Source organism: Winogradskyella sp. (assembly GCF_965656915.1).
GTDB lineage: Bacteria > Bacteroidota > Bacteroidia > Flavobacteriales > Flavobacteriaceae > Winogradskyella.
The window spans coordinates 1-11,287 of the sequence record NZ_CBFHMI010000073.1; the positions used below are offsets into that span (position 1 = coordinate 1).

The following is an 11,287-nucleotide window of genomic DNA, read 5'->3' on the forward strand; positions in this document are numbered from 1 at the left end:
GATTCTATTGATGTTTACTCAGATAAAAATCTTAGTACTTTAGCTTGGTTTAGCGATAACTATTTTGTCATTGAAAAAAGTAATCAAGATGGAATATATAAATATCGGGACCTCAGATATCCTTTGTTAGATCCAAATAATCCAGAATCATCCTTGTTTACATTCAAGATTTTTATGAAAGACAATCGCTGGGATATGAAAACTAGTGGTCCTGATTTTGACGAAGATGCATCTTTAGTCAATTTTTTTCAGCCCATTATTAAAAGGTTAAAGGGTATTTAATAATTGGTTTAACTACGCTTACTAATCTAAGATACCTAATTCTAACATACAGTCTTTCATCACGGTATATGTGCGCTCAATATCGGCATCTAAGCCTATAGAAAAACGAATTAATCCATCGCTTAATCCCATGGCTTCTTGTTCTTCTTCAGGAATTTCTGAAGAGGTAGAACTACCAGGTGCGCTAAAGAGTGTTTTGTAAAATCCTAAACTAACTGCTAAATAGCCCAAGTTTTGTTCTTGCATTAATTCCATGAGTGCATTGGCTCTGTCTAATGAGCCAACGTCAATTGTCATCATTCCACCAAAACCATACTTTTCGTTCATAATGGATTTAAATAGCTCGTGTGAAGGGTGTGATTTTAATCCTGGATATACGGTTTTTAAACCATCAGATTGAAATTTGTTAGCTAGGTAATTGGCATTATGACTGTGTTGTTGCATTCTAATATGCAAGGTTCTTAAATTCTTTAAGACAGAAGCAGATCGCAAACTATCCATGGTAGAACCTAATAACATAGCAGCACCATCATTAACGTTTCTTAATGCATCTATAAATTCTTGTGTTCCACAAACTACACCACCAACAGTATCTGAAGATCCATTAATAAATTTAGTAAGACTATGAATAACAATATCAGCACCTAGTTTTATAGGCGATATAGAAAGTGGGGAAAACGTATTATCTACAACGAGTTTTAGATTATGTTTTTTAGCAAGTTTGGCTAGGCTTTTTAGATCTGCCACTTCTAACAAAGGATTACTAACAGACTCACAATATAAAACTTTGGTTTTAGAAGTTATGGCGGCTTCTACAACATCTAGTTTTGTGAGATCAACAAAAGAGGTGTCGATTCCTAATCTAGGTGCAAAATTCTTCAAAAAAGCATAAGTACCACCATAGATAGTTCGGCTACTTACTATATGATCACCGACACCACATAGTTGCATTAAAACAGGTGTAATGGCTCCCATGCCAGAAGCAGTAACAGTAGCAGTTTCAGAGCCTTCCATTGCTGCAAGAGCTTCACCTAAATATAGGTTAGACGGAGATGAGTGTCTTGAATATAAATAACAACCATCTGCATTACCTTCAAACGTATCGAACATTGTTTTTGCAGATAAGAAGGTATAAGTAGATGAATCTGATATTGATGGATTAACACCGCCAAATTCACCAAAATATTGTAAATCTTGAATATTGTTTGCAGGTTTAAATGCCATGGTTATATTTTTTAAGTTTATACGTACAAACTTCAATAAATTCAGTTAATAAATCAATACATATAAGTATATTTAGAAAAATAAACTACATTATTTTATATTTTTAGACTAAAAAACTAAATTTGTACTAGTGATAGAGCTTTTAGCGAAAAAATATAGGTATGACACTTGATGATATAGATAAAAATCTACTAAAATTACTTCAAAATGATAGTAAACAAACTAATAAAGCATTATCACATGCATTAGGCTTATCAGTAACTGCAGTTTACGAACGTATACGTAAATTAGAGAATAATGGAATTATCCAGAAGTATGTGGCTTTGGTAGATAAAAAGAAAGTGGATAAAGAATTTGTTGCATTTTGTCATATTAAGTTGGTGCAACATTCTCAAGAATACGTGGTAAAATTTGAGCATGAAGTTCGAAAAATCAAAGAAATATTAGAATGTTACCATATTAGTGGAGACTATGACTATTTATTAAAGGTATTGGTCGAGGATATGGAAGCCTTTAGAGAGTTTATGGTAGAAAAACTAACCACTATCGATCATATTGGAAGTACTCATAGTATGTTTATGATTAATGAAGTTAAACAAACAACAGCTATTTCTTTATGATTAGTGAGCATTGGATTAAATTCTTGTTTTAATATGAAAATGTTTTCCCTAATTGTACCTTTACTTTTAAATTTAATCTTTCTGTTAAATAATATATGAGATATAACCAAATTAAAGAATTATACAAGTCTATTTTTGAGTCTTATGATAAGCCATCGTTAGAGACTCATATAAAAAGAATAATTGAGTTAGATACCTACCTGCCGTACAGTTCTACTTTTTTTTGTATAACAAATACGCAATCGTTAAAATTTGAATATATAAGTAAAAATTATAATTCTTGTCTAGGGCTAAATGCTAGAGAGCTTCAGACAAAAGGTATGCGCTATTTCTGGAGCCGAATACATCCAGACGATCTAGAAAATTGGCTAAAAGTATTGAATGAATTGATGGAATTTACTTTAGAGAATATTGAAGAAACCGATCGACATAAAGCCAATTACACTTGGAATTATAGATTTAAAAATGCACAAGACAATTATGTTAATATCGTTCAAAACACCACACCTTTAGCCTTTGATAGTGCTGGTAAACCAATAATTGGACTAGCACATTATACTGTATTACATCCTAATCTTAAAATGGATATATCAGCATCAGCCAAACTTTTAAATAGTCAAAACGAATACGAAACTATTTATTTTAATAATTATTCTCAAAAATTATTGAGTGCTGGTATTAGTAATCGTGAGAGGGATGTTATTCGACTTTTAATATTGGGCTTTAGTAGTAAAGAGATTTCTCAAAAATTGAATATTAGTCCGCATACAGTAGACACGCATCGCAGAAATATATTGAAAAAACTAAATATTACTTCAACTGGTGAGTTGATAGGAATGTTAAAAATGAATAAAAATTTAATTTAATCATTTACTCAATTTGAGTATTGTATTAGAACTTAATTAATCAGAACTTTGCAGAGCTATTAATTAATTCTTAGGGGAATTAGAGTTAAATGCCTTCAGAACACCTATATTGGTTTTTGTAGGCATTTTTTATTTAAATAGTTAATTGGATTCAGAAAAGTAAAACTGCTTCAGTAAAAAACGTATATCTACATTCGTAAATACTGCATCAATATTGTACCTTTGTTATCGTTTAAAAAATTGATAAATATAAACTTATGAATTCATACGATGTAGCAATAATTGGTTCAGGACCCGGTGGATATGTAGCCGCAATTCGATGTGCACAATTAGGCATGAAAACTGCCTTAATTGAAAAATATTCAACACTTGGTGGAACATGTTTAAATGTAGGTTGTATTCCTAGTAAAGCATTATTGAGTTCTTCTCACCATTATGAAGAAGCTACTAAACACTTTGAAGACCACGGCATTGAGATTCCTGGAGAGATTAAAGTGAATTTAGAAAAAATGATTGCTCGTAAACAGTCTGTTGTCGATCAGACAACTGGCGGCATCGATTTTTTAATGAAAAAGAATAATATCGATGTTTATGAAGGTTTAGGATCGTTTAAAGATGCTACACATATAAAAATTACAGGGAAAGATACTGGTGAAATAGAAGCAAAGAATATTATTATAGCTACAGGTTCAAAACCATCTAATTTGCCATTTATAAAATTAGATAAAGAACGTGTCATTACATCTACGGAAGCTTTAAAGTTAAAAGAAGTGCCAAAGCATATGATTATTATTGGTGGTGGTGTTATTGGTTTAGAGCTAGGACAGGTTTACAGACGTTTAGGAGCTGAAGTAACTGTTGTTGAATATATGGACAGAATCTTGCCAACGATGGATGCAGGTTTATCTAAAGAATTGAATAAAGTCTTTAAGAAAGCTAAGTGTAAAATGATGATGTCTCATAAAGTTCAGTCTGTTGAAAGAAAAGGGGATGAGGTTATTGTAAAAGCTGAAAATAAAAAAGGAGAAGTTGTAGAGTTTAAAGGAGATTATTGTCTGGTTTCTGTTGGTCGTCGTCCATATACAGATGGATTAAATGCAGAAGCAGCAGGAGTAAAAATTAATGATAAAGGTCAGGTAGAAGTTAATGAGCATTTGCAAACATTAACCAAAAACATTTATGCAATTGGTGACGTTATTAAAGGTGCTATGTTAGCGCACAAAGCGGAAGAAGAAGGCGTTTTTGTAGCCGAAACTATAGCCGGTCAAAAACCACATATTGATTACAATTTAATTCCTGGTGTGGTCTATACATGGCCAGAAGTGGCTGCAGTTGGTAAAACTGAAGAAGAATTAAAAGAATCTGGTACAGCATATAAAGTTGGTCAATTTCCATTTAGAGCTTTAGGTAGAGCTAGAGCTAGTGGAGATCTTGATGGCTTTGTAAAAATCTTAGCTGATAAAAGTACAGACGAAGTTTTAGGAGTACATATGATTGGTGCACGATGTGCAGATTTAATTGCAGAAGCCGTTACTGCTATGGAATTTAGAGCGTCTGCCGAAGATATTTCTCGATACTCACATGCACATCCAACTTTTGCAGAAGCAGTAAAAGAAGCAGCACTTGCAGCGACAGAGGATAGAGCATTGCATGTGTAATCTACGTTTATCTGAGATTGAAGTTTAAAAAATTAAATCAAAAGCGAATAGCACTTATTCGCTTTTTTAGTTTATAAATATGAAAAAGAATTTCGTTTTTTGGTTTTTAATAGTACTGATTTCTTGTTCTCCAAAACTAAAGAGTCAATTAGAAAAAAAGTTAAATCCGCTTGCTGATGACAAACTAGTTATAGTTTTAGAAGTTTTTGATGATCAGGATATATTAGGAGATTTTGTTGGAATTATTGAAGCTAAGGATGGAGGTTTGTCAGTAAATTGTACTTATTATGAAAATGTACTTAACTTAAAAAGAGCGGCTAGGAATGCTGGCGCAAACGTGGTTAAAATAACTTATGTAAAGCAACCAGATAAGTGGAGTACCTGCCACAGACTAAAAGCAAAAATCTATAAAGTAAAAAACCCAAAATTATACGAAACCAGAATTGAATGGAATGCAAATAGAAAACTGACTTGGGACGATTTTAAAGGAGAGCCAGATACAATTAATCATCCTACAACACTAGCTATGACCAACTCTGGAATTGGTTACGAGTCTGGTATAAATATGTTCAAAGAAGGGAAAGTGTTCGTTCAAAGCTTTTTCTATACCAATAAAAGTTGGGTAACACCCGAAGGAAGATCCGATTACGTGCTGCGACACGAACAGATTCACTTTGATATCACGGAAATATACTCAAGAAAATTACGCAAGGAGCTGGCAGGTGCCAATATAACGAGTAAGAATAGTCAAAATGCTGAGCCCATTTTTAATAGAATAATTAATGAGCTAACAAAACGACAAGATCGTTATGATGAAGAAACTATGCGCGGTGACAGAAAGGAAACACAGGAGCATTGGGAAGCTGTTGTTAAGTTAGAGTTGGCTAAATATAACCTTTATAAGAGTAACTAGGAAACTTAATTGGCTATAGTTCTTGCATCAAATCAATAATACGCAAGCGTTTTGCGTAGCTATCTTCATTGACATCACGGACAAAGCAATACGCACTAATTTCTTCGTTGTTTACTTTCTCTGAGAGTTCTTCTACCGTATTTGGTCCAAATTCTTCAGATTCAGAGATATAGTAGAATTCGTGGTCGTAAATAATAGTACTTACCTTTTTCTTGTATTTTTCTTTAAGGAAAGCTTGAATATCTTCAATAGAATTTAGTTCGTCTTCATAGTTTGTTGTATTAATATAAAGCGCAAATTCTTGTTTATCTTGATGGTTTAAGACCAAAATATCATCATCTTTAAAATAGGCTTTTACAGTAATCAATCCATCTTCGGTTTCAATAGAAAATATATTCAGAATATTAATAGACCACGTGGTTTTTATTACGGCGTCATTACGTTTAATCTCTAAGATATTATCTTTTCTAAAGGTATAAACAGCTTTTTTATCTGATATTCCATTGACCAAAACCCACTGTTGATTTATAAAATGAGAATCATGATGACGCTCAAAATTAAAAGGTTTTAAATTAGGAATGGTATTGTGTAGATAATCGTTCATTAAGCGGTTAAAAATATCTAGTCAGAGACTAAAATAACGTTAGATTTGGGTATTTATTTACTTAAAGTTAATATTTTTCCAGATGTTTCAAAACTTCTTTCTTATAACTTCGACTAATGGGTAATGCTTTTCGATTAATTGTAACTTCTTCATTAGTAAATGATTGAATTTTCGATAAACGGATAATATATGAGCGGTGAATTCTTAAGAATTGGTCATTAGGAAGTTTTGCTTCTATAGCACTAATGGTTTCTCTAGTGACTAGGTTATCATTTTGAGTATGTATTTTTATGTAATCACTGTAACTTTCAATGTATAGTATGTCGTTAAAATCTACTTTTTGCATCCTACGGTTAGAACGTACAAAAATGAAATCATTGGATTCTCCTATACTAGATTCCTTGCTTTGAATAGGTGTGTTCACCTCAAAAAATCGATGAACAGCTTTAAGAAGTCTTTCATAAGCTATGGGTTTCAGCAAATAATCAACAGCCTGGAGATCAAAACCCTCAACGGCATAATCTCTGTAGGCTGTTGTAAATATTATTTTTATGTCTTTGTTAATAGATTTAGCAAATGCTATTCCTGCTATTTCTGGCATATTGATATCTGAAAATACTAAATCGACCTTATTATTGCTGATATAATTAAAGGCTTCTATGGCATTTTTGCATTGCGCAACAGCCTTGATGTTATCAATTTTAGATAAATGTGAGGCAATAATATCTCTAGCTATTGACTCATCATCTACAATTATGCAATGTACAGGGTTACTCATCTGCTACTTTAGATTTAAGATTAAGTTGCAAAGCCACTTTAAACTCTGATTCGTCATTTGAAATCTGCAAATTATATTGATTTGGATACAGTAATTCAAGACGTTTTTTAATATTCTCTAAGCCAAGACCATCATTGTAGTTAGAGTCCTTGGTAATACTATTTTTTATGTTAAAATGTATAGTATTTGATTTTACTTCAATACTAATATTAATTCTTAATCTACCATTGGTAATAGCACCATGTTTAAAGCAATTTTCAACAAAAGGTATAAATAGCATTGGCGCTATTTTTATGGTTTCTTTACTCATATTTTTATTTATAGTGACTTGCAACGTATCACTAAACCGCATTTGTTCCAAACTAACATAGTCTTCAATATGATTAATCTCTTCTTGTAAACTCACAAAAGGTTTATCGACTTGATATAAAAGGTAATCTAAGAGATTTGATAGTTTTAGTATCATTTCAGGAGTTTCTTCAGCTTTTTTCAACGCAAAACCATACATAGTATTTAATGTATTAAATAAAAAGTGTGGATGAATTTGCATTTTTAAATACTTTAGCTCTTGTTCTTTTAGTTTAAGTTGAGTAGCAAGTATCTTAGATTTAAGTTCTGCATTACTTTTAGATTGTTTTAAATTTAACTGTACTAGTTTAAATGCACTTGCAATGATGACAATGAGATATATACATGTTATTATAAAAACAGTACTTCGTCCAACCGTGTTCACTTCTTCGAATTTAAAATTAGAGAGATATGCCATTGCAAAAAATATGGAAAGACAAATCCCGAAAATTGAAATTATAAAGGTGTAAACACTGTAAAGTCCAAATAAAAAGTAGCGTTTTTCTATAAGGTAATCTGGAATTAATTTGTAGATTGATATATAAGTAGTAGCTATAGTTACAGGCATTAAAAACAAGGAGAAATAGAATAAGTTGCTATCTATAGAATTATCTACATCAAAAACAGAGGTAAAAAATAATAAGACAGCACACCAAAATAGTATGTGCAATAGGACTTGTTTTAATTTTCCATATATGGGTTTTTTAATATCCAAACGAACCTGTTGTATATACAATAATAAGTCATTTTTACAAGTGGTTTTTGATTTTGTAGACGAATAACAGGTTTAGCACCCTTTTTAACAGTATTGTTAAATCCCTAATTAAAATGGTTATTAGTCGCATTATTAAAAATAGTTTGTATTCAAGTTCTATTTTTGAGATATTAACCATAAATAATTTAGAAATTATGAATACAACTTTAATTATAACAACTCAATTTGCAGACCGAATGAGTGAAGGCGGACTAGGAATGTATATTATTTTAATTGCCTTTTTACTTTCACTTTTCTTTATTGTTATGGCTTTTGTAAAACGTGGTAAGAGTAATGTAATATCTCAAAAAATGATAGGTCTTGCAGCAGAATCAAGTCTTGTAGCATTGGTTATGGGTTGCTTGTCATCAGTTATGGGTATTATTCAATTATTTGATATGGTAGAAGCTCTTGGTGATGTAAGTCCATCGTTATTTTCTGGTGGCTTAAAAGTGTCTTTACTTACTATTACGTTCGGCCTGTTCTCTTTTACAGTTGCAAGAATTGGTATTTTGGCTTATAAGTGGAGTCTTAAATCAGAATAATACTGTCAAACCCTAAATAATTTAATATAAATGTGTTTGTGAATTAAGAATAATGGCATTAAGTAAGCAAAAAGCGAACTTTAAAAGTTCGCTTTTTTTATGCGCAGTGTTTTAATTCAGTAATTTTGTAAAAATACTTTTATGGAAGAACTAACTCTCACAACACCAGCGCTTTTATTCTCAGCAATTTCCTTAATTATGTTGGCTTACACTAATCGGTTCTTGGCTTACGCAGCTGTAATTAGAAATCTTAGTGAAAAGTATCTTGAACGAAAGGAAGAATCCTTAATCAGGCAGATTAATAATTTAAAACTAAGACTCAACCTTACACGATATATGCAAATATTTGGTATTACAAGTTTGTTGCTTTGCGTTTTAACCATGTTTTTAATTTATATAGATCAGCATGTAATCGCATTTTGGATATTTGGATTCGCCTTAATATTACTTATAATTTCATTAGCCTTATTAATTAAAGAAATTCAAATATCAGCCATGGCACTTCAGCATCATTTAAATGATATTGAAGATAGCTTTAAAAAAATATAATTTTTTTAAATATTTTATGTGACTTCTTAAAACAATGAGTGTCTTAATACTATCAACCAATTAAAAAACGGGTAAACATTTAAATTGACGACCGAGGCTGTTCATAACCTAACCGATGAAGCGCTAGTAGAAGCCATCACTAAGACTAACGACACAATGTTGTTCGAAGTTTTGTACGATAGATATGAGTCAATGGTGTATAACAAATGTTATGGCTTTGCCAACGGAATAGATAAAGCCAAAGATTTAACACAAGATGTATTTTTAAGAGTATTTATTAAATTAGGTAGTTTTAAGGGCAAGTCAAAATTTTCAACGTGGCTATATGCGTTTACTTATAACCATTGTGTAAATTATGTTACCCGAAATACGGCCAAAAAGTTTGAGAAAAAATCTCTTAGTTCCGAGAGTGTTGATATTCAAAATATTGATGAGGATATTGATTCTACTCGCGAGTTTCAGAATATGAGAGTAGAGCAACTGAAATAGGTTATGGAGTTGATATCACCTGATAAAAAAATGATATTATTACTAAAGTATCAAGATAATTTATCAATTAAGGAATTATCAGAATCTCTTGATATTGGTGAAAGCGTAGTGAAAATGCGCCTAAAAAGAGCAAAGGAAAAACTTGTACGCAATTACGATAATTATACGAAAGATGGAGAATCCATTTAAGCAAATAAATCAGCCTTTAAAAGAAGTTCCGCCAGAACTTAAAGGAAAAGTCATGCACAATATTGCAATGGCCAAACTGTTTATGGAATTGGCTGAATTGTTTTCGTATAACATAGGCCATATCATAGATAGTGTAACGAGTAAAAGAAAAAAGTAATACTTAATAAAACCTAACATTTAAATCAATAAGTATGGAAAAAATGAGTGAATTCTCTGAAGTTGCTATGAAGTCATTAACCAATATATGGTTAGAAATCACCGAAATTTCCCCAAATATAATAGGTGCGCTTATTGTGCTTATTATTGGTTGTTAAGCTTGTAAAGAAAATATTAAAAGTCGCAAAAGCCAATAGGCTAGACGGCAAGTTAAACGATATTGAGATAATTGAAGGTAAAAAACTAAACTTTGACACCATAAAATTTGTCTCAAAAATTATTAAATATTTGTTTTATATCATAATATTTGTGAATGCTTCAGATATTATGGGCTTAGAGATCATTACTGAACAAATAAGTGACCTACTCTCATACTTACCTCAATTATTCGCTGCTTTAGTGATCTTCATTATTGGATTGTTATTTGCAAACTTTGTAAAAAATGGCTTAAAATCTCTTTTCGAATCTATGGACTTATCTGGATGTAAAATGATAAGTCAAGTCGTTTTTTTTATAATACTGACTTTTATTTCTATTACCGCATTAAACCAAGCTGGAATTGATACAGAGATTGTTGCCAATAATATAAATATGATTATTGCTGCCTTTCTTTTAGCGTTTGCAATAGCTTTTGGTTTTGGCGCAAGAGAAGTGGTTAGTAAATTACTTAAAACCTTTTACGCTAGAAAAACTTTTGAAGTAGGATAAAAAATTATATTCAATGATAAAACGTTTACTATCGAAGAAGTTAAAAGTATATCAGTTATTCTAAAAAACGAAACCGGTAGATTAATAGTACCGATTAATGATATTACAGAAAATCAAGTACAAATGCAGGATTAACTATAAGGTTAGGGTTATAGATTTTATTTTGAATAAAATGCGATCCTGCTTGTACTTGAGGTATAAGAAAACCTCTTCATTTCTGAAGAGGTTTTTTATTTATTTCCTTTTTTTATTTCTTCGATTATAATTCTTGTCACCGCGAGTTTTAGGTTTTTTGTATTTCTTAGCAATTTCTCGTCGATAAGAACCACCTAAATTCTCTTTCTTGTTTTTGTCTTTCTTTTCATGAAAAGCAGGACCAGGTTCATCTTCAGTCTTTCGTTTTAGAGGGTTATGACGTTCTTTAATAACTTCTCTTTCTTCCTCTATGAGTTCTTTAGAAATCTCAATAGCATCTGGAAGCTCAAAAGTTTCAATTTTCATCTGCATTAAATCTTCAATCGCTTCTCTCGATTCTTGCTCTTTTTCAGTTGAGAATAAATAGGTTCTACCTTGCTTTTCTGCTCGGCCAGTTCTACCGATTCTA

At 31.4% G+C, this 11,287-nt stretch carries 15 protein-coding genes and 2 pseudogenes; 12 read left to right on the plus strand and 5 right to left on the minus strand.

What is annotated here, in order from left to right; genetic code table 11:
- A pseudogene (locus ACTG3Y_RS12410) lies at nucleotides 1-282 on the plus strand (hypothetical protein); the annotation flags it as partial.
- Nucleotides 283-303: 21 nt separating this feature from the next.
- Here the strand turns inward: ACTG3Y_RS12410 and ACTG3Y_RS12415 are convergent.
- The gene (locus ACTG3Y_RS12415; RefSeq protein WP_439153243.1) at nucleotides 304-1,506 is read right to left on the minus strand and encodes an aminotransferase class I/II-fold pyridoxal phosphate-dependent enzyme; all 1,203 of its coding nucleotides are present in this window, start codon (nucleotides 1,504-1,506) and stop codon (nucleotides 304-306) included.
- A gap of 161 nt (nucleotides 1,507-1,667) precedes the next feature.
- Here ACTG3Y_RS12415 and ACTG3Y_RS12420 point away from each other — a divergent pair, with 161 nt between their 5' ends.
- The 4 genes from ACTG3Y_RS12420 to ACTG3Y_RS12435 all read left to right on the plus strand — a co-directional run bounded on the left by ACTG3Y_RS12420 (nucleotide 1,668) and on the right by ACTG3Y_RS12435 (nucleotide 5,563).
- Nucleotides 1,668-2,126 carry an Lrp/AsnC family transcriptional regulator gene (locus ACTG3Y_RS12420; protein ID WP_439153244.1) on the plus strand — a complete coding sequence of 153 codons (459 nt, stop codon included), beginning with the start codon at nucleotides 1,668-1,670 and terminating at the stop codon, nucleotides 2,124-2,126.
- A 95-nt stretch (nucleotides 2,127-2,221) separates the two neighbouring features.
- The gene (locus ACTG3Y_RS12425) at nucleotides 2,222-2,992 is read left to right on the plus strand and encodes a LuxR C-terminal-related transcriptional regulator (RefSeq protein ID WP_439153245.1); all 771 of its coding nucleotides are present in this window, start codon (nucleotides 2,222-2,224) and stop codon (nucleotides 2,990-2,992) included.
- Nucleotides 2,993-3,249: 257 nt separating this feature from the next.
- On the plus strand, nucleotides 3,250-4,650 hold the full coding sequence (lpdA, locus tag ACTG3Y_RS12430) for a dihydrolipoyl dehydrogenase (protein ID WP_439153246.1): 1,401 nt from the start codon (nucleotides 3,250-3,252) through the stop codon (nucleotides 4,648-4,650).
- A gap of 79 nt (nucleotides 4,651-4,729) precedes the next feature.
- The gene (locus tag ACTG3Y_RS12435) at nucleotides 4,730-5,563 is read left to right on the plus strand and encodes a DUF922 domain-containing protein (protein WP_439153247.1); all 834 of its coding nucleotides are present in this window, start codon (nucleotides 4,730-4,732) and stop codon (nucleotides 5,561-5,563) included.
- A gap of 13 nt (nucleotides 5,564-5,576) precedes the next feature.
- On the opposite strand, the gene ACTG3Y_RS12440 is transcribed toward ACTG3Y_RS12435, so the two are convergent.
- From ACTG3Y_RS12440 to ACTG3Y_RS12450, 3 genes are all read right to left on the minus strand, one after another.
- Nucleotides 5,577-6,167: a hypothetical protein gene (locus ACTG3Y_RS12440; protein WP_439153248.1), complete on the minus strand. Its 591-nt coding sequence runs from the start codon at nucleotides 6,165-6,167 to the stop codon at nucleotides 5,577-5,579.
- 67 nt (nucleotides 6,168-6,234) lie between these two features.
- On the minus strand, nucleotides 6,235-6,945 hold the full coding sequence (locus ACTG3Y_RS12445) for a LytR/AlgR family response regulator transcription factor (RefSeq protein ID WP_439153249.1): 711 nt from the start codon (nucleotides 6,943-6,945) through the stop codon (nucleotides 6,235-6,237).
- A complete protein-coding gene (locus ACTG3Y_RS12450; protein WP_439153250.1) occupies nucleotides 6,938-7,963 on the minus strand; it encodes a sensor histidine kinase in 1,026 nt (341 codons plus the stop codon). The genes ACTG3Y_RS12445 and ACTG3Y_RS12450 overlap by 8 nt, the downstream gene beginning before the upstream one ends.
- Nucleotides 7,964-8,202: 239 nt before the next feature.
- Between ACTG3Y_RS12450 and ACTG3Y_RS12455 the strand changes: the two genes are divergently transcribed.
- From ACTG3Y_RS12455 to ACTG3Y_RS12485, 7 genes are all read left to right on the plus strand, one after another.
- Complete coding sequence (locus tag ACTG3Y_RS12455; RefSeq protein WP_439153251.1) at nucleotides 8,203-8,592, plus strand: MotA/TolQ/ExbB proton channel family protein; 390 nt, start codon at nucleotides 8,203-8,205, stop codon at nucleotides 8,590-8,592.
- A gap of 141 nt (nucleotides 8,593-8,733) precedes the next feature.
- The gene (locus ACTG3Y_RS12460; protein WP_439153252.1) at nucleotides 8,734-9,141 is read left to right on the plus strand and encodes a DUF2721 domain-containing protein; all 408 of its coding nucleotides are present in this window, start codon (nucleotides 8,734-8,736) and stop codon (nucleotides 9,139-9,141) included.
- An 84-nt stretch (nucleotides 9,142-9,225) separates the two neighbouring features.
- Entirely contained in the window at nucleotides 9,226-9,630 is a 405-nt protein-coding gene (locus ACTG3Y_RS12465) for an RNA polymerase sigma factor (RefSeq protein WP_439153253.1), read from the plus strand.
- 3 nt (nucleotides 9,631-9,633) lie between these two features.
- Nucleotides 9,634-9,819 (plus strand): RNA polymerase sigma factor, encoded by a 186-nt coding sequence (locus tag ACTG3Y_RS12470; RefSeq protein WP_439153254.1) that lies wholly within the window; start codon nucleotides 9,634-9,636, stop codon nucleotides 9,817-9,819.
- Complete coding sequence (locus tag ACTG3Y_RS12475; protein WP_439153255.1) at nucleotides 9,803-9,976, plus strand: hypothetical protein; 174 nt, start codon at nucleotides 9,803-9,805, stop codon at nucleotides 9,974-9,976. Before ACTG3Y_RS12470 ends, ACTG3Y_RS12475 begins: the two co-directional genes overlap by 17 nt.
- A 34-nt stretch (nucleotides 9,977-10,010) precedes the next feature.
- Entirely contained in the window at nucleotides 10,011-10,133 is a 123-nt protein-coding gene (locus ACTG3Y_RS12480; RefSeq protein WP_439153256.1) for a mechanosensitive ion channel family protein, read from the plus strand.
- The gene (locus ACTG3Y_RS12485) at nucleotides 10,102-10,683 is read left to right on the plus strand and encodes a mechanosensitive ion channel family protein (RefSeq protein ID WP_439153257.1); all 582 of its coding nucleotides are present in this window, start codon (nucleotides 10,102-10,104) and stop codon (nucleotides 10,681-10,683) included. Before ACTG3Y_RS12480 ends, ACTG3Y_RS12485 begins: the two co-directional genes overlap by 32 nt.
- Before the next feature lie 234 nt (nucleotides 10,684-10,917).
- Here ACTG3Y_RS12485 and ACTG3Y_RS12490 read toward each other — a convergent pair.
- Nucleotides 10,918-11,287: pseudogene (locus ACTG3Y_RS12490) on the minus strand (DEAD/DEAH box helicase); the annotation flags it as partial.